Genomic DNA, 17287 nt, shown 5'->3' on the forward strand with positions numbered 1-17287 from the left:
AAATGAATTAAAATTGGGTCAGGCATAAGCAAAGACTTATAGTTAAACCATCAGCCTGCCGTCAGAGCCCATAAAAAATGCGTAAGTCCTTGATGCGTATGACATTACGCCAATTGCAGATCTTCAACGAAGTGTGTGATTTACGTTCCTACAGCCGCGCCGCCGATGAAATGTCTCTCACACAACCGGCCGTCAGCCTACAGATTCGTCAGCTTGAAGAGCTGATCGGCCAGCCATTATTCGATTATGTCGGCAAAAAACTCTACATGACCGAGGCTGCCGAGGCCCTGCAGCGTGCCAGCCGGGACATCTTCGGGCGCCTGGAAAACCTCGATATGCAGCTCTCGGACATGCAGGGCTCGCTGCAGGGCCAGCTGAAACTGGCAGTGGAATCCAGCGCCAAATACTTCGTGCCGCACTTGTTCGCCGCCTTCAAGCGCCAGCACCCGGAAGTGAACCTGCAACTGACCGTGGTCAACCGCGGCCAGGTGATTCGTCGTCTTTCGGACAACCGTGACGACCTGGTGATCATGTCGATGGTGCCGCAGGATATGGGCCTGGAATTTCTGCCGTTCCTGAACAATCCGATTGTCGCTGTGGCGCGCCCGGATCATCCGCTGGCGCACATGGGGCCGCTGCGTTTGCAGGATCTCGAGCCTTACACGTTGCTGATCCGTGAACCCGGATCCGGGACGCGACTGGCCTGCGAGGAATACTTCAAAGAGAAACGCGTGCACTTCACCCAGACTCAGGAAGTGGCCTCGGCCGAAGCCCAGCGCGAATGCGTGGTGGCGGGTCTGGGCCTGGCGCTGTTGACGCGCCACGCCCTGAACCTGGAGCTGGCAACCGGCGGCCTGGTCGAGCTGCCGGTCGAAGAGTTGCCGCTGTTTCGCAGCTGGTGCCTGGTGCAAGCCAAGGCCAAACGGCTGTCACCGGTGGCGCACGCCTTCCTGGCGTTTATCCGCAGCGAACGCGTGCAGATCAGCGCGCTGGTTGAGCGCTTCGACGGGAAGCTGCCGGTGCTGCCTGCCAGTAGTTGAGTTCGATGTCCTCGGGAAAATCGTTGATTTCGCTCTGAAGCTGACGGAGTTCGAAGCGATCTTCGATGGCGCGACGGAATTCCATGCGGCGCTGGTCTTCCTGTTGACGACGGGTTTTCGCGGCGCTGTTGCGTTCTTCGTAGGGCTGAGCCATTTCGAGTCTCCCAAGGCGAGTACGGGAGTTTCACGATAGGCGTGGGGGATGACGGTTTGGCTGCGCGGGGATGACAGTGCGATGAAAGTTTGCCGATTGCGTTTCATTGTGGCGAGGGAGCTTGCTCCCGCTGGACTGCGAAGCAGGCCCGGCCTTTCAGGGCCGCTGCGCGCCCCATCGGGAGCAAGCTCCCTCGCCACAAAAGCAGGCTTCAGTCATCCAGCGCTTTTGCAGCTTTCGGGGACAGCCGCAAGCTGCGCAGACTGCGCTTCACGCTCTTCAGGTGATTGACCAGGCTCGGCCCGCGCGCCATGGCGACGCCCATCGCCAGCACGTCGATCACCACCAGATGGGCGATGCGCGAGGTCAGCGGCGTATAAATTTCGGTGTCTTCGTGCACATCGATCGCCAGGTTGACGGTCGACAGCTCGGCCAGCGGTGTCTGGCTCGGGCACAGGGTGATCAACGATGCGCCGCTCTCGCGAACCAGGTTGGCGGTGATCAGCAGATCCTTGGAGCGCCCGGACTGGGAAATGCAGATCGCCACATCGGTCGGCTTCAAGGTCACCGCCGACATCGCCTGCATGTGCGGGTCGGAATACGCCGCCGCCGTCAGCAGCAAACGGAAGAACTTGTGCTGTGCATCCGCCGCCACCGCGCCCGACGCACCAAAGCCGTAGAACTCGACACGCTGCGCCTGAGACATCAGCGTCACCGCGCGCTGCAATTCCACCGGATCGAGCTTCTCGCGAACCTCCATCAGGGTGTGCAACGTGGTGTCGAAAATTTTCAGACTGTAGTCGGCGACCGAGTCGTCTTCATGGATCGCGAACTGACCGAAACTGGCACCGGCGGCCAGGCTTTGCGCCAGTTTGAGCTTGAGATCCTGAAACCCGGAGCAGCCGATGGCCCGGCAGAAACGCACGATGGTCGGCTCGCTGATGCCGACGCTGTGAGCCAGGTCGGCCATGGAACTGTGCATCACGGCCGCAGGGTCAAGCAGCACGTGGTCGGCGACCTTGAGCTCCGACTTGCGTAACAGGTGACGTGACTGGGCGATGTGTTGCAGCAGATTCAAGGGGCTGGACTCTTCTTATGGGCAAGGATGTAGCACGCTTGTAGTTATACTACATGAATTGGCTTTTTGCCTGCTCAATGCGTAACTCCATGTCCCCGTATCAGGCGCGATGGACTGCATGTAGCCCTTAAAACGAATTTCCCTGTTCGCGCAAAAGGCCGGCCAGACGGTCGGCCTCCACTGGACGACTGATCAGATACCCCTGCACCTCGTCGCAGCGTTCAGCACGTAAAAACTCCAGCTGCTCCTGCCGCTCGACACCTTCGGCGACCACTTTCAACGACAGCCCATGGGCCATGGCGATGATCGCCCGAGTGATCGCCGCATCCTCGCTGCCCTGCCCCAGTCCGCGAATGAATGCCTGATCGATCTTCACGTAATCCACCGGAATCCGCTTGAGATAACTCAGCGACGAATAGCCGGTGCCGAAATCGTCGATTGCCAGTTTCACCCCCAGATCGCGCAACTGCTGGAAGGTCGCGATGATGTGTTCGACGCTGTCGAGCAACTGGCTCTCGGTGAGTTCCAGTTCGAGGTAGTGCGGCGCCAGCCCGGTTTCTTCCAGCACCTGGCGCACCAGACTGACCAGCTTGCCCTGACGCAGTTGATGCACCGACAGGTTCACCGATACCCGAATCGGCTCCAGCCCCTGACGCTGCCATTCGCACGCCTGCCAGCAAGCCTGGCGCAGCACGAATTCGCCGATCGGGCCGATCAGCCCGGTTTCCTCGGCCAGACCGATGAAGTCCCCCGGCGGCACCCGGCCCATGCTCGGGTGATCCCAGCGCACCAGCGCTTCCGCCGCATTCATACGCCCGGTTTGCAGACACAGCTTCGGCTGGTAGAACACCTTGAGCTGCTTGTCTTCGATGGCTTTGCGCAACTGGTTCTCCAGTTGCAGACGCTCAAGGGTGCTGGCCTGCAGGCTGTCGGTGTAGAACTGGAAATTGTTGCCGCCCAGATGCTTGGCGTGTTGCATCGCCATGTTCGATTGACTGACCAGCGCGGAAATCTCCCGGGCGTTGTCCGGCAGCATGCTGATGCCCATCGAGGCACTGACCACCAGCTCATGCCCTTCGATCGTCAACGGCAGACGCAGCTTGCTCGACAGACGCGTGGCGACCCGCGCCAGGCTCGACAGGTTGCCGTAGGCATCGAACAGCACGGCAAATTCATCACCGGACAGCCGCGCGATGGTGTCGGCCTCCGGCAACGCATTGACCAGCCGTCGAGCCATTTTCTGCAATAGCTGATCCGCCACCTCGTGACCGAGGCTGTCGTTGAGCAGCTTGAAGCGATCCAGATTGATGTGCAGCAGCGCCAGACTGCGGCGCCCGCCCTGACGCACGCGCTGATGGGCTTCGTGCAGGCGTTCGCGGAACAGCGAGCGATTGGCCAGCCCGGTCAGTTCATCGTAATGCGTCAGGAAGCGCATGCGCTCCTCGGATTCGCGCCGCGCCGAAAGATCGGCGAAGAAGCCGACGATATGGCTCACATTTCCCCGACTGTCGCGCACCGCGTTGAGTTGCAGCCACTGCGGATACAGCTCGCCGTTCTTGCGGGTTTCCACCAGTTCGCCCTGCCAGCTGCCGTGCTGCTCCAGTGCGTGGCGGATCGAGACGTAGTGCCGTCGCGCGTCACGACTGCACGGCAGCTCGACGACATTGCGCCCGAGCATGTCGTCGATGTCATAACCGGTGACACGACTGAACGCCTGATTGATCGCGATCAGCGCGTAGTTCGGATCGAGAATGACGATGCCTTCGCTGGCCGCTTCGAACACCGTGGCCGCCAGTCGCTGTTGTTCTTCAAGACTTTTGCTCGCGCTGATGTCGCGCCGGGTACCGACCATGCGGATCACCCGCCCACTGTCACTGCGCTCCACGGCGCGACCGCGGTCCTCGATCCACACCCAATGGCCGTCGCCGTGGCGTACGCGGTATTCGATCTGATAGTCCTCGGTGCGCCCTTTCAGGTGTTCGATCAGCGCCTGCTTGAGCGACGGCACGTCCTCGGGGTGCAGACGGGGCTTGAGGTCGCGCAGGAGCGCCGTGACGTACTCCGGCGCGAGGCCGAACAGTTCCTGGATCTGCGTGTGATGGACTTCGTCGGTTTGCAGGTTCCAGTCCCACAACCCCAGCTCACTGGCCTTTAACGCCAAGGCCAGACGGGCTTCGCTTTTGATGAGTGCCTGGCTGGCCACATCCAGTTCACGGCTGCGCAGGGCCACGCGATCTTCCAGTTCGACCTGAGCCTCGCGCAACTGGCCCTCGGCGCAGCGCCGCTGTTCGATCTCTTTGCCCAGTTCCTGATTGAGCTGTTCGCTGCGGCTCTGTGCCCGCTGCAAGTGTTCGATGAGGTGTTGGTTCTGAAAGCGCCGCAGCAGGCCGCGATCAATCAGCCGATTGACCTGCCACGCCACCACGCTGAGCGAGCCCAGCAGGATCAGCCCGAGCCAGCCCCAACCGCGCGCCAGTTCATCGCCGCCCCAGAACAGGTAACCGATCGCCGGCAGCAGGCACGGCAAGGTGAAGGAAAGAAACGCCGGCAGACTGACCGCGTAGGCAACACTGGCCGACAATGTCGCAGCACCGATCAGGCCGAAGACCCAGGCCTGCTGCATGAAGTTGTCGGCAGGCACCAACGCAATACCGGCCCCGGCGAGCGTCAGGCCGGTCATGGTCGAACCGAGCAGGAACATGCGGAACCAGATCGGCTGAGCCTGACGATCGGGGATTGCCGAATCGAAGGCCGCGACCTGAATCACCCGCAGCGCCACCAGCGACAGCAGCCAGACCAGCCAGATGCTGACCACGAAATAGCGCTGCGGGCTCCAGAGCAAACCGGCGCAGACCAGACCATTGATCAACATGAAGAGTGTGGGCAGCAATGAGCCCTGATAAAGCAGACGCGTGCGTTCGACCGCCATCTCGGTGGCGTAGTGTTTGCGGATAACCCGGGGTTCCACAGAGGGGCCCGACAGTTCGGAGCTGAGGGTCATGGGCAACGTTCTTGTTCTTATTAGGACGGGCATGCGCCCGAAATGTGCACGGAGCATACACAAGCCGATCCAGTTGCCAAACTGCTCCAGATCATAATTTCAGCGAAACTTTTCGCCCCCGCAGCGCCGACAAAACCCGCAGAGCGAGGCGGGCCGAAGCCTGTAGCCAGTGACCGACCGGTCGTCATTGGCGGCACTTTCATCGGCTAATGCAAAGCTCGGTTTGCCCGGGCCTGCGGCGCACCCTAGAATGCCCCGATGCGCGATGATCTCTCCCTTCTGCTGAACTCCCTCAACGATGCCCAACGCCAGGCCGTAGCAGCCCCCGTTGGCCGTCAGTTGGTCCTGGCCGGTGCCGGCTCCGGTAAAACCCGAGTGCTGGTGCACCGTATCGCCTGGTTGATCCAGGTCGAAAACGCCTCGCCCCACTCCATTCTGTCGGTGACCTTCACCAACAAGGCCGCTGCCGAGATGCGTCATCGCATCGAGCAGTTGCTGGGTATCAACCCGGCCGGCATGTGGGTCGGCACCTTCCACGGCCTGGCGCACCGCTTGCTGCGGGCGCACTGGCAGGAAGCGGGCTTGAGCCAGACTTTCCAGATTCTCGACAGCGACGACCAGCAGCGACTGGTCAAGCGGGTGATCCGCGAGCTGGGGCTGGACGAACAGCGCTGGCCGGCCCGTCAGGCTCAGTGGTTCATCAACGGGCAGAAAGACGAAGGTCTGCGTCCGCAACACATTCAGGCCAGCGGCGACTTGTACCTGGCGACCATGCGCGGCATCTATGAGGCCTACGAGGCTGCCTGCCAGCGCGCCGGCGTGATCGACTTCTCCGAGCTGCTGCTGCGCGCCCTCGACCTGTGGCGCGACCATCCGGGTCTGCTGGCGCACTATCAGAAGCGCTTCCGCCATATCCTCGTCGACGAATTCCAGGACACCAACGCCGTGCAGTACGCCTGGTTGCGTCTGCTCGGCAAGGGCGGCGACAGCCTGATGGTGGTCGGCGACGACGACCAGTCGATCTACGGCTGGCGCGGAGCGAAAATCGAGAACATCCATCAGTACTCCTCAGACTTTCCGGATTCGGTGACCATTCGTCTGGAGCAGAACTACCGCTCCACCGCCGGCATCCTCAAGGCCGCCAACGCCTTGATCGCGAACAACACCGGGCGTCTCGGCAAAGAGCTGTGGACCGACGGCGGCGACGGCGAAGCGATCAACCTGTACGCCGCGTTCAACGAACACGACGAAGCGCGCTACGTTGTCGAAACCATCGAAAGCGCGCTGAAAACCGGCCTGGCCCGCAGCGACATCGCGATTCTCTACCGCTCAAACGCCCAATCGCGCGTTTTGGAAGAAGCCTTGCTGCGCGAGCGCATTCCGTACCGCATCTATGGCGGCCAGCGCTTCTTCGAACGCGCGGAAATCAAGAACGCCATGGCCTACCTGCGCCTGCTCGAAGGCCGTGGCAACGACGCCGCACTGGAGCGGGTGATCAACGTCCCGGCCCGTGGAATTGGCGAGAAAACCGTCGAAGCGATCCGCGACCATGCACGCCACAGCGATGTGTCGATGTGGGAAGCGATGCGCCAACTGGTCGCCAACAAAGGCCTGACCGGTCGTGCTGCCGGCGCCCTGGGTGCGTTTATCGAGCTGATCGAGAACCTTGCCGCCAAGTGCATGGAGATGCCGCTGCATCTGATGACCCAGACCGTCATCGAGCAATCGGGGCTGATCGCCTATCACGAAGCGGAAAAAGGCGAGAAAGGCCAGGCCCGGGTAGAAAACCTTGAGGAGCTGGTCAGCGCCGCGCGCAACTTCGAGAACACCGAAGAAGACGAAGAGCTGACGCCGCTGGCGGCGTTCCTCGGCCACGCTTCGCTGGAAGCCGGCGACACTCAGGCCGACGAACACGAAGACAGCATTCAATTGATGACCCTGCACAGCGCCAAGGGCCTGGAATTCCCTTACGTGTTCCTGGTGGGCATGGAAGAAGGTCTGTTCCCGCACAAGATGAGCCTGGAAGAACCGGGTCGCCTTGAAGAAGAACGTCGTCTGGCCTACGTCGGCATCACCCGCGCCATGCAGAACCTGGTGATGACCTATGCTGAAACCCGACGCCTGTACGGCAGCGAAACCTACAACAAGGTCTCGCGTTTCGTCCGTGAAGTGCCGAAGGGTCTGATTCAGGAAGTACGCCTGTCGAACAGCGTCAGCCGACCGTTCGGCGGCAACCAGTCGATGAGCGGCAGCAACCTGTTCAGCGGCAGCGAGATTCCGGAAACCGGCTTCAGCCTGGGTCAGGCGGTGCGTCACTCGATCTTCGGCGACGGCGTGATCCTCAACTTCGAAGGCGCCGGCGCGCAGGCGCGGGTGCAGGTGAACTTCAGCGAAGGCAGCAAGTGGCTGATGCTGGGGTACGCCAAGCTGGAAGCCATTTAACGCCTCGCTCGATTGCTTCTGTAGGAGTGAGCCTGCTCGCGATAGCGATTTATCATTCAATATCTTTGTTGTCTGACACGCCCTCATCGCGAGCAGGCTCACTCCTACAAGGCTTTGTATCGGCTGGTTGATCAAAGGACATTTGCATGGGCTCAGGCTTCTTTTCTTCCTGGACATTCTGGGCCCTGCTCTCGGCGACTTTCGCCGCGCTGACGGCGATCTTCGCCAAGATCGGCATCGAAAACGTCAATTCCGACTTCGCCACCCTGCTGCGCACCATCGTGGTCCTGGTCAGTCTGGCCTTGATTTTGTACGCGACGGGCCAATATCAGTCATTGGGATCGATTTCCGCCAAGAGCTATCTGTTCCTGCTGTTGTCCGGCCTGGGTACCGGCGCGTCGTGGCTGTGCTACTTCCGCGCGCTGAAAGTCGGCCCGGCCTCGCTGGTTGCGCCAGTGGACAAACTCAGCGTGGTACTGGTGGCGGTGCTCGGCGTGATCCTGCTGGGCGAGAAACTTGACCTGCGCCAATGGGGCGGCATCGGCCTGATCACCGCCGGTGTGGTGCTGCTGGCGTTGCGTCGATAAGCAAGTTTCCCGCTGAACCTATCCCATTTTCCTACAGACAAAAGTACATGGCCTTATTGCTTCGACGGAGCTGAACATAACCTGTCAGGCAAAAGCCCGAAACACTCTCTCGCTAGCCAGTAACACTTCAGCTGTGCAACATGGCGCGCGTGTCTCCACAAACGGGAATTCCCTTTATGAAACGTTTTCTTAGCATCGCCATGGCGTTGTGCATCGGCCTGACGATGAGCCTCGACGCCAACGCCAAGCGCTTTGGTGGTGGCAAAAGCGCCGGCGCTGCGCCGACGCACCAGACCAGCCAGATGGCTCCTTCTTCCCCAGGCATGGGCGGCGCAGCAGCGACCGCTGGTGCTGCCGGCGCTGCCGGTGCCGCGGCCAAGGCTGGCGGCGCTTCGAAATGGCTCGGCCCTCTGGCCGGTATCGCCGCCGGTGGCCTGCTCGCTTCCATGTTCATGGGCGGCGGCTTCCAGGGCATGCAGATCTTCGACATCCTGATCATGGCCGTGATCGCGTTCGTGATCTTCCGCTTCATCGCCGCTCGTCGACGCAAGCAGCAGGAGCACCTAGCTCCGGCCGGCGCGCCGATGCAGCGTGAAGTATTCGAGCAGAAGCCTGCTGCCATGGGTTCGATCTTCGGTGGTTCGGCCGCGCCGGTTGCCGCTCGTCCGGTGATCAACGCACCGGCCTGGTTCAACGAGCAGAACTTCCTTGCCGCCGCGCGCAGCCACTTCCAGGCGCTGCAGCAGCACTGGGACGCCAACGAAATGGACAAGATCGCCGAGTTCGTGACCCCGCAGATGCTCGACTTCCTCAAGCGTGAGCGTGCGGATCTGGGCGACGGCTTCCAGTCGACTTACATCGAAAACCTGCAGGTTCAGCTGGACGGCGTGGACGATCGCGCCGACAAGACCATCGCCACCCTGACCTTCAGCGGTGTGTCGAAGACCTCGCGTTTCGACCAGGGCGAAGTGTTCAGCGAAAGCTGGAACATGGAACGTCCACAGGGCGAAAACCAGCCTTGGCTGGTGGCCGGTATCCGCCAGAACGGCTGATCCCCATCGCGTTACGCATGTGGTAATAAAAACCCCGGCCTCGGCCGGGGTTTTCTATTTCACGGTTGCATCTATAGCGAGCTACTGTATAAACCGGCCCATATAAACCGCGCCATTCAAGCAAGAGGATCCCGGACGTGGAAGAAATCATCGAACAACTGCGCGAAGCCAACGAACCCGTACCGGTTCCACTGGAGTTACCCGACGAAGACCAATTGGTGGAGATCGAAGAAGAACTCTTCATCAACATCCCGTTCGTCTTCAAAGAGTTTCTGCTGACTGTCAGCGACGTGGTGTACGGCAGCCTGGAGCCGGTGACCGTCACCGACCCGCAATCGCACACCTATCTGCCGGACGTGGCGGCCAACGCCTGGGACATCGGCGTACCGCGCGACCTGATCCCGATCTGCCAGGACGGCGACAACTACTACTGCGTCGAAGAAGACGGCACCGTAGTGCTGTGGTCCGGCGAAGAAGAGCTGATCACCGAAGAATCCTGGGAATCGGTGTGGCACTGGGCGCGGGACGTCTGGCTGGAGAGCTGATTAGCCGGATGCCCGGGCCGGTCAGTGCCCCGACGACTCCTTGTGGTTGTCGAGGGTTTCCAGCAGGGCCACCTGCATCCGCGTGTGTACGCGGATGAACCAGCGCCAGAGCAGCGCCGCCACGGCGGCCGCGACCACGGCGACCAGCACCAGCAACTTGTTGGTCGGCAAGATACTGGCCGACAAGGCTGCCAACAGCAGGAAGATCACCAGCAGCGAGAGGATCGGGATCACTTCGGAGATCACCCGACGCACTCGCTGCGTGTGACGCCCGGCCATCTCCGGCTTCACGCCCATTTCTGCCAGCAGCATCGACAACGCCTTGAGCTTGCGATACGCCGCGATCAGGAATGGCAGTGACAGCAGCAGCGCACCGCCCCAGATCAACGCCTTCTGCCAGCTCGGATCACCGATCCAGTCCTGCATCCACACCGACAGCCGTCCGGCAAAGAACGCGCCGCTGAAGAAGATCGCGATCACCAGCGCCAGATTGACCCCGACCTGCAACAGGATCCGCCGGATCATCGCCGCCAGCATCGCGCCCTCGCCTTGCGGCTGAATGCTGCGCAGCCATTCGCCATACATGCCGAACACCCGGCCCAACCGCTTGGGCACCGCCGCCGAGAGCTTGATCGACAACGGGTCGGCCGCGCGAATCAGGTACGGCGTCAGTAGCGTGGTGATCACCGACACCGCCACCGCGACGGGATACAGAAAGTTGCTGGTGACCTGCAGCGTCATCCCGAGCGCGGCGATGATGAAGGAAAATTCGCCAATCTGTGACAGCCCCATCCCCACGCGCAGTGAGGTTCGTCCGTCATTGCCGGCGATAAACGCCCCGAGGCCGCAGGACAACATCTTGCCGAGCACCACCGCCACGGTAATTACTGCAATCGGCCACGCGTATTGCAGCAGGATCATAGGATCGAGCATCAGGCCGATGGCGACGAAGAAGATTGCACTGAACAGGTCGCGAACAGGCTCGATCAGCCGTTCGATCTTCAGCAGTTGCCGCGACTCGGCCATGATCGCGCCGATCAGGAAGGCGCCGAGCACCATGCTGTATTCGAGCTTGACCACCAGCAGGCAGAAGCCGAAACACAAGCCGAGCACGGTGATCAGCAGCATCTCGTTGCTTTCGAATTTGGCGACATAAGCCAACAGACGCGGCACCAGCAGAATGCCCACCACCAGCGCAACGATCATGAACAGCGACAGCTTGCCGACCGTGGAGAACACTTCGCCGGAGCTGACCGTGCCGCTGACCGCGATACTCGACAGCAAGGCGATGATGCCGATACCGAGGATGTCCTCGACGATCAGTACGCCGAAGATCAGCTGCGCAAAGCGCTCGTTCTTCATCTTCAGGTCGTTAAGCGCCTTGACGATGATGGTGGTTGAGGAGATGGCAAGGATCGCGCCGAGGAACAGCGAGTCCATGGTGTTCCAGTCGAACCAGCGGCCGATCTCGTAACCGATCCAGATCATCAGGACGATTTCGAGGAACGCCGCGATAAACGCCGTGGCGCCAACCTTGAACAACTTGCGCAGGCTGAATTCCAGCCCGAGGCAGAACATCAGGAAAATCACCCCCAGCTCGGCGAGGGTCTTGATGGTTTCTTCGTCGTGGATCAGGCCAAACGGCGGCGTGTGCGGCCCGATGATGAAACCGGCGACGATGTAGCCGAGCACCACCGGCTGCTTGAAGCGGTGAAACAGCACGGTGACCACACCTGCGACCAACATGATCACTGCCAGGTCCTGAATAAAGCTGATGGCATGCATGGTGTGGGCTCCTTGTATGACGTGACCCGCCGTCAGACATCAGAAAGGTCTGAGCGAGCTGGGTAAAAATCCGCTTTTCGTGTGGGAATTGCCCTTGGACAGGGCCTTTTGCAGGTTAACACCGCGACTTCCGGCTGGAAGGCGGTGCAATATAAGGAAACAGATCGGTCGCGGCGTGACGGCAGCCAGTCGTCTGGCGTCCCGATAACGGTGCTTTTGAAAAAGCCACCAGGCACCCGCAGAGGTGCGTCCAGCCATCCAGCCTTGATCCGTGAGAACGTTATGGAACCCGGAAACGCCCAACTGTCGATGACGGTATTGATGACCCCCGACATGGCCAACTTCTCTGGCAATGTCCACGGCGGTACCCTGCTCAAATACCTCGACGAAGTGGCCTACGCCTGCGCGAGCCGCTATGCCGGCCGCTACGTGGTAACGCTGTCGGTGGATCAGGTGATTTTCCGCGAGCCGATCCATGTCGGCGAACTGGTGACCTTCCTTGCGTCGGTCAACTACACCGGCAACACCTCGATGGAGGTCGGCATCAAAGTGGTGACCGAGAACATCCGCGAGCGTTCGGTACGCCACACCAATAGCTGCTTCTTCACCATGGTCGCGGTGGATGACCAGCGCAAACCTGCCGCCGTACCGCCACTGCAACCGCAGAACAGCGAAGACAAGCGTCGCTACATGCAGGCCCAGCAGCGCCGGCAGATTCGTCAGGAGCTGGAGAAGCGCTATCAGGAGATCAAGGGCGACGCCTGATCGATCCTTTGGAATGATGTTGCTTTATAGATAGCCTTCGCGAGCAAGCCCGCTCCCACCTTCAATCGCAGTCCTCCCATGAGAACGCGGTCGAAGGTGGGAGCGGGCTTGCTCGCGAATGGGTGTAACGCGGTTTTACAGACTGATCGCCGTCGCCTCGAATTTCACCCGCGGATGCGCGATCCGGTCCTGCGCCCGCACCAGTTGCAGCTCGTAACTGGCACACGCCTGGGTTTCCAGCAGCACTTCATGCACCGCCGCTGCGGTGAATTCAAACGCCGCCACCAGACTGTCACCGAGCAGCACCCGTGCCAGGAACAAACCGGACGTCAGATCGCCCACACCCACCGGTTGACGCGGAAACGCCAGCAGCGGACGGCGCAGGTGCCAGCTTTCGTCGGCGGTCACCAACAACATCTCGAAACCGTCCGCCGGTTTGCCCGGATAATCCAGGTGTTTGACCAGCACCGCTTTCGGGCCGCGTGCCAGCAGTGCCCGGGCCATCCCCAGGCAATCGAACAAGGACTGCGGCTTGCGCCCGGAGAAGCTGTCCAGCTCCAGCTGGTTCGGGCACATGATGTCCGCCACGGCTGCCGCTTCTTCCAGCAGGAAGTCGCTGACTTCGGTCGGCACACTGCAGCCTTTCTCCGGATGACCCATTACCGGGTCGCACAGGTACAACGCCTTCGGATTGACCGATTTGATGCGCTCGACACCGCTGAGAATCGCCCGGCCCTGCGCCGCGCTGCCCAGATAACCGGAGAGCACGGCGTCGCAGTTGCCCAGCTCGCCAATGGCGGCAATGCCTTCGACCAGTTCGGGGATCTGGTGCGGCGACAGCACTTCACCGGCCCACTGCCCGTACTGGGTGTGGTTGGAAAACTGCACGGTGTTGAGCGGCCAGACGTTCACCCCGACCCGCTGCATCGGAAAAACCGCGGCGCTATTGCCGGCATGGCCGAAGACCACATGGGACTGAATGGCGAGCAGATGAGGCGTACGTTTCATTCGGGTTATTCCGTAAAACGATTGAAATTCAAGCCGCGCAGTATGCGACGAAACACAGCCTGTACGACAGACCGGCGACGCAGTTAAGCTGAGCTTATCTTTTGGAGTTTCCTGCTGATGCTGACCCTCGAAAACATCTTTGTGCTGATGCTGTTCGCCGCTGCCGGCGCATGGCTTTGGCACAACCACGGCTTGCGCGAGCGGGCGCTGGAGCGGGTCAAGCAGCATTGCATCAACGTTGGCGTCGAACTGCTGGACGGTAACGTCGCGTTGAAAAAAATCGGTTTGATCAAGGATGCCAGCGGCCGGCGGCGCTTGGCCCGGGTCTACAACTTCGAGTTCACCGTGACCGGCGAAACCCGGCACAACGGCACCATCACCCAGTTTGGCGCACACAGCGCTTCGATCGAATTGGCGCCCTACCCCGCACCGTTCGACGACACGCCACCCGTGGTCGAGGTCACCCGCCCACGGGCCGAAGTGATCGAGCTGAGCCAGTGGCGTCAGGATCACAACAAGTGGAAGCCTTGAGCTAATCCGCCTGAACCCGGCATTGCGCCAGGCCTGCCTGCAAATTATCGACATTTTGCGCATCGGCAAAGATCAGCTCGATACGTGAATCCCGGCGCCACTCACTGGGTTGCCAATTCAGTTCCGCGTTATCCAGGGCATTGGCTGAAACCCAACCCTGTGCGCTGTGGATAACCAGTTTCGCCCGTCGCCAGTCCAGGCTTTGCAGCCATTGGCTCAGGCGTTGCGTATCGAACCTCTGCCCCGGGTGCCAGCGCCAGCCGATGCTCCAACCGCCCTCCTGTGCCTGACTCAGGCAAATCGGCGATTGCGGATCGCTCCAGATCGCCGGAATCGACGCCAATCCCTGCGGCACGATGAGGTTATCCACACCTGCAATTGCTTGCGCCGCCACACCCGGCAACTCGCGCAACGGTAGTTGCGCCTGCTGCGTCCAGATCAGTTTGACTGCCGGCAAACGCTCGGCGATGGTCTGCCGAACAGCCTCATCCAGACTTTCTGCCTTGTTCAGTAACAGCAGACCGGCGCTGCCCAAAGCCTCCTGCTGAGCGGGCGGCAGCGCTTTCCCGGCTGCCAGCGCCTGGGCATCCAGCACTGACACACAGAGCTGTACCGCCAGTACACCACGCCACGGCGCTTCGCTTAACTGCTTGAGCAACTGCACCGGATGGCCCAGCCCGGATGGCTCAATGAACAGCCGATCCGGCCGGGCCTTACGCAGCAAACGGCCGAGGCCGATTTGAAACGGCGCACCATTCACGCAACACAGACACCCTCCGGCGACTTCGCCCAGTGCGATACCATCGGCGTCGCGGGTCAGCAACGCGGCATCGAGGCCGATCTGGCCGAACTCATTGATCAGCACCGCCCAGCGCTCGCCTTCCGGCCGCTGGGCCATGAGCTGGCGGATCAGACTGGTCTTGCCGGCGCCCAAAGGGCCGGCGATGACATGGGTAGGAATGTTCTGCAACATGACTGGGAGTTTTCTGAGGGGATTGGGCATGCGTTGGATGGGATGGTCGTTGCTGTTGATGCTGCTGTCGAGCGAAGCCTGGGCCCAGGCCTGCGTGGTGCACAGCCAGGGTGAGCGACTTGACGTTAAAGTCTGCCAGCAAAACCGCAGTATTCCCGAGAAACTGTTCAGCGACGGCTTCTGCCAACCGACGCTGGCCGGGCAGAAAGTCGAGGTGCAGTACGTCGATCAATGCCCGAGCGGCGCGTTCGGCGTGTGCAGCAACGCGCAAGTTGCCAATATGCCCTATCGCCAGGATATCCACTATTACGGTGTCGCCTCCGACGCGGCATATTTGCAGCCGTACTGCGAAGGCCAGAGCCAGGGCCAGTGGCTCAAGCCGTGAGCTGTCAGCCGAGCCAGTCGAGGGTCAGCAGCAGCCGTCGCTCACCTGGCGCCGGTTGCGGGGAGCGATGAATCAGGCCAAAGCCTTCATTGCCGAGCCACTTCTCGCCCTTCAATAGCGCCACATCACCCCGTTTGAGTTGCTGGATTTGGCTCATGCCTTGTGGCTCGGCGTTGGCCTGACCCAGTTGCTCGCGATCCATCACGCCCTCCTTGAGCCATTGGCTGCCAATCCCCGCAAAGGTTGTGATCAAGCGCACCGGCACATGATCGACATGGAAACGTGGGCACATGGCTTTATCCAACACCCGCAGGCGCAAACCGATACGCCGTGCCCCCAGCAGACAGGCGAAGGCACTCACCAGCCATTGCAGGTCAGCGATGAAGGCTTCGTAGCCTTGCAAATCACGGAACCCGGCGGCCAGTCCTTGCAGATCAGGGTCGGCGTCTTCATCCGGCAGTTCGATGCACAGCGATTCCGCCAAAGGCTCGTTGAGCGACAGCAGCAATTCTGCAAAATCGGCGATGTGCAGCGGCAGTTGACGCTGCCAGACCGCAAGATTGACGTCGTCTTCGAGGATTCGCGTCAGCGTTTTCGGCGTCGCTCCCTGATGCTGATGGCGCGCCCGGTTTTGCTGCAACTTGAGCGCGAGCATCAGGCGGCCTCTTCGTGCCAAGGGCCGAACGGATCCGGCAGCCGGCGCCAACCGTCTACGCCAATGGCCATTTCTTCGTCAGTCAGCAGGCAGGCATCGAGCTCCGACTTGAGCTGTACGAAGTCGATGTTCTGGCCGATGAATACCAGCTCCTGACGACAATCTCCGACGCTCGGCGTCCAGTTTTCCATGATCGCTGCGGTACTTTCCTGATCCTGCGGCCATTGGTTTTTCGGCACGAAACGCCACCAGCGACCGGCGAAACCATGGCGCATCAAACCGCCGGCCTGCGACCAACTGCCTGCGTCGGAGGGTTTGCTGGCGAGCCAGAAGAAGCCTTTGGAGCGCAGCAGTTTGCCGTTCGGCCATGGGCGATCGATGAAGTCGAAGAAACGCTGCGGATGGAACGGGCTGCGTGCGCGGTAGGCCGTCGAAGCGATGCCGTATTCCGTGGTTTCCGGCACGTGCTCACCGCGCAATTCCTGCAACCAGCCCGGGGCCTGAGCGGCTTTCTCGAAGTCGAATCGGCCCGTGTTGAGGATTTTCTCCAGCGGCACCTCACCCATCACCATTGCAATGATCTCCGCCTGGGCATTGAGGCGCTTGAGGATTGCCATCAGCTCTTCGCGCTCCTGGCGGCTGATGAGGTCTATTTTGCTGATCAGCAGTACGTCGGCGAACTCGATTTGTTCGATCAGCAGATCGGTGATCGAGCGCTCGTCTTCATCGCCCAGGGTCTCGCCTCGGGAAGCCAGACTCTCGGCGGCCTGATAGTCGAGGAGGAAATTCACGCCGTCGACTACCGTCACCATGGTGTCGAGGCGCGCGACGTCGGCGAGGCTCAGGCCCTGCTCGTCACGGAAGGTGAACGTTTCGGCGACCGGTAGCGGCTCGGAAATACCGGTGGATTCGATGAGCAGGTAATCGAATCGTCCTTCGCGGGCGAGCTTGCTGACTTCTTCGAGCAGGTCCTCGCGTAACGTACAGCAGATACAACCGTTACTCATCTCCACCAGTTTTTCTTCAGCACGGTTCAAGCTGACATCACGCTGAACTTCGCTACCATCAATATTGATCTCGCTCATATCGTTAACGATAACAGCAACGCGCAAGCCTTCTCGATTACGTAGTACGTAATTTAAAAGTGTACTTTTTCCGGCACCGAGAAAGCCCGAAAGAACGGTCACGGGAAGCGGAGATGACATTGGATAATCCTCATCAGATGGCGGCCGATGTGCACTTTGGCCTGGTTTGGCGTAGCGCACCGCGTTCTATGGCTTCAAAAC

At 60.8% G+C, this 17287-nt stretch carries 16 protein-coding genes; 8 read left to right on the plus strand and 8 right to left on the minus strand.

What is annotated here, in order from left to right; all coding sequences use genetic code 11:
* The first annotated feature begins 77 nt into the window (after window positions 1-77).
* Window positions 78-1040, plus strand: a complete 963-nt coding sequence (locus tag V9L13_RS20440) for a LysR family transcriptional regulator (RefSeq protein WP_045122685.1) — start codon at window positions 78-80, stop codon at window positions 1038-1040.
* On the opposite strand, the gene V9L13_RS20445 is transcribed toward V9L13_RS20440, so the two are convergent.
* The 3 genes from V9L13_RS20445 to V9L13_RS20455 form a co-directional block, all read right to left on the minus strand.
* Entirely contained in the window at window positions 982-1194 is a 213-nt protein-coding gene (locus tag V9L13_RS20445) for a hypothetical protein (protein WP_003229681.1), read from the minus strand. The two genes, V9L13_RS20440 and V9L13_RS20445, sit on opposite strands and share 59 nt — an antisense overlap.
* 211 nt (window positions 1195-1405) lie before the next feature.
* Window positions 1406-2272: a transcriptional regulator HexR gene (gene hexR, locus V9L13_RS20450; RefSeq protein ID WP_007912071.1), complete on the minus strand. Its 867-nt coding sequence runs from the start codon at window positions 2270-2272 to the stop codon at window positions 1406-1408.
* Between the two features lie 127 nt (window positions 2273-2399).
* Complete coding sequence (locus V9L13_RS20455; protein WP_338800380.1) at window positions 2400-5273, minus strand: EAL domain-containing protein; 2874 nt, start codon at window positions 5271-5273, stop codon at window positions 2400-2402.
* A 258-nt stretch (window positions 5274-5531) separates the two neighbouring features.
* On the opposite strand from V9L13_RS20455, the gene uvrD reads away from it, so the two are divergent.
* From uvrD to V9L13_RS20475, 4 genes are all read left to right on the plus strand, one after another.
* Entirely contained in the window at window positions 5532-7715 is a 2184-nt protein-coding gene (uvrD, locus tag V9L13_RS20460; protein WP_003229685.1) for a DNA helicase II, read from the plus strand.
* A 146-nt stretch (window positions 7716-7861) separates the two neighbouring features.
* Window positions 7862-8302 (plus strand): EamA family transporter, encoded by a 441-nt coding sequence (locus tag V9L13_RS20465; protein WP_003229686.1) that lies wholly within the window; start codon window positions 7862-7864, stop codon window positions 8300-8302.
* A gap of 176 nt (window positions 8303-8478) precedes the next feature.
* Complete coding sequence (locus V9L13_RS20470) at window positions 8479-9354, plus strand: Tim44 domain-containing protein (RefSeq protein ID WP_003229688.1); 876 nt, start codon at window positions 8479-8481, stop codon at window positions 9352-9354.
* Between the two features lie 137 nt (window positions 9355-9491).
* Window positions 9492-9899, plus strand: coding sequence for an SMI1/KNR4 family protein (locus V9L13_RS20475; protein ID WP_047596914.1), 408 nt, complete (start codon window positions 9492-9494; stop codon window positions 9897-9899).
* 21 nt (window positions 9900-9920) lie between these two features.
* Here V9L13_RS20475 and V9L13_RS20480 read toward each other — a convergent pair whose 3' ends face one another.
* Window positions 9921-11684 (minus strand): cation:proton antiporter, encoded by a 1764-nt coding sequence (locus V9L13_RS20480; RefSeq protein WP_003229692.1) that lies wholly within the window; start codon window positions 11682-11684, stop codon window positions 9921-9923.
* Between the two features lie 282 nt (window positions 11685-11966).
* Here V9L13_RS20480 and V9L13_RS20485 point away from each other — a divergent pair, with 282 nt between their 5' ends.
* Window positions 11967-12449: an acyl-CoA thioesterase gene (locus tag V9L13_RS20485; RefSeq protein WP_003229693.1), complete on the plus strand. Its 483-nt coding sequence runs from the start codon at window positions 11967-11969 to the stop codon at window positions 12447-12449.
* A gap of 135 nt (window positions 12450-12584) precedes the next feature.
* Here the strand turns inward: V9L13_RS20485 and pdxY are convergent, their stop codons facing one another.
* Complete coding sequence (gene pdxY, locus V9L13_RS20490) at window positions 12585-13457, minus strand: pyridoxal kinase PdxY (protein WP_003229694.1); 873 nt, start codon at window positions 13455-13457, stop codon at window positions 12585-12587.
* Window positions 13458-13574: 117 nt separating this feature from the next.
* Between pdxY and V9L13_RS20495 the strand changes: the two genes are divergently transcribed.
* Complete coding sequence (locus V9L13_RS20495; protein ID WP_003229696.1) at window positions 13575-13988, plus strand: DUF3301 domain-containing protein; 414 nt, start codon at window positions 13575-13577, stop codon at window positions 13986-13988.
* A 1-nt stretch (window position 13989) separates the two neighbouring features.
* Here V9L13_RS20495 and V9L13_RS20500 read toward each other — a convergent pair whose 3' ends face one another.
* Entirely contained in the window at window positions 13990-14961 is a 972-nt protein-coding gene (locus tag V9L13_RS20500) for a CobW family GTP-binding protein (protein ID WP_338800381.1), read from the minus strand.
* A 28-nt stretch (window positions 14962-14989) separates the two neighbouring features.
* On the opposite strand from V9L13_RS20500, the gene V9L13_RS20505 reads away from it, so the two are divergent.
* On the plus strand, window positions 14990-15346 hold the full coding sequence (locus V9L13_RS20505; protein ID WP_003229700.1) for a hypothetical protein: 357 nt from the start codon (window positions 14990-14992) through the stop codon (window positions 15344-15346).
* Window positions 15347-15350: 4 nt separating this feature from the next.
* Here the strand turns inward: V9L13_RS20505 and V9L13_RS20510 are convergent, their stop codons facing one another.
* Together V9L13_RS20510 and zigA are read right to left on the minus strand one after the other, a co-directional pair.
* Window positions 15351-16001, minus strand: coding sequence for a DUF1826 domain-containing protein (locus V9L13_RS20510; RefSeq protein WP_338800382.1), 651 nt, complete (start codon window positions 15999-16001; stop codon window positions 15351-15353).
* Window positions 16001-17206 (minus strand): zinc metallochaperone GTPase ZigA, encoded by a 1206-nt coding sequence (gene zigA, locus V9L13_RS20515; RefSeq protein WP_338800383.1) that lies wholly within the window; start codon window positions 17204-17206, stop codon window positions 16001-16003. Before zigA ends, V9L13_RS20510 begins: the two co-directional genes overlap by 1 nt.
* Between the last annotated feature and the right edge of the window lie 81 nt (window positions 17207-17287).

The sequence above is a fragment of the Pseudomonas sp. RSB 5.4 genome, from assembly GCF_037126175.1.
GTDB lineage: Bacteria > Pseudomonadota > Gammaproteobacteria > Pseudomonadales > Pseudomonadaceae > Aquipseudomonas > Aquipseudomonas fluorescens_H.

Coding starts and splice junctions, on each gene's coding strand:
- V9L13_RS20440 (WP_045122685.1), top strand. CDS start 78: ATGCGTAAGTCCTTGATGCGTATGACATTACGCCAATTGCAGATCTTC.
- V9L13_RS20445 (WP_003229681.1), bottom strand. CDS start 1,194: ATGGCTCAGCCCTACGAAGAACGCAACAGCGCCGCGAAAACCCGTCGT.
- V9L13_RS20455 (WP_338800380.1), bottom strand. CDS start 5,273: ATGACCCTCAGCTCCGAACTGTCGGGCCCCTCTGTGGAACCCCGGGTT.
- uvrD (WP_003229685.1), top strand. CDS start 5,532: ATGCGCGATGATCTCTCCCTTCTGCTGAACTCCCTCAACGATGCCCAA.
- V9L13_RS20465 (WP_003229686.1), top strand. CDS start 7,862: ATGGGCTCAGGCTTCTTTTCTTCCTGGACATTCTGGGCCCTGCTCTCG.
- V9L13_RS20470 (WP_003229688.1), top strand. CDS start 8,479: ATGAAACGTTTTCTTAGCATCGCCATGGCGTTGTGCATCGGCCTGACG.
- V9L13_RS20480 (WP_003229692.1), bottom strand. CDS start 11,684: ATGCATGCCATCAGCTTTATTCAGGACCTGGCAGTGATCATGTTGGTC.
- V9L13_RS20485 (WP_003229693.1), top strand. CDS start 11,967: ATGGAACCCGGAAACGCCCAACTGTCGATGACGGTATTGATGACCCCC.
- pdxY (WP_003229694.1), bottom strand. CDS start 13,457: ATGAAACGTACGCCTCATCTGCTCGCCATTCAGTCCCATGTGGTCTTC.
- V9L13_RS20495 (WP_003229696.1), top strand. CDS start 13,575: ATGCTGACCCTCGAAAACATCTTTGTGCTGATGCTGTTCGCCGCTGCC.
- V9L13_RS20500 (WP_338800381.1), bottom strand. CDS start 14,961: ATGTTGCAGAACATTCCTACCCATGTCATCGCCGGCCCTTTGGGCGCC.
- V9L13_RS20505 (WP_003229700.1), top strand. CDS start 14,990: ATGCGTTGGATGGGATGGTCGTTGCTGTTGATGCTGCTGTCGAGCGAA.
- V9L13_RS20510 (WP_338800382.1), bottom strand. CDS start 16,001: ATGCTCGCGCTCAAGTTGCAGCAAAACCGGGCGCGCCATCAGCATCAG.
- zigA (WP_338800383.1), bottom strand. CDS start 17,206: ATGTCATCTCCGCTTCCCGTGACCGTTCTTTCGGGCTTTCTCGGTGCC.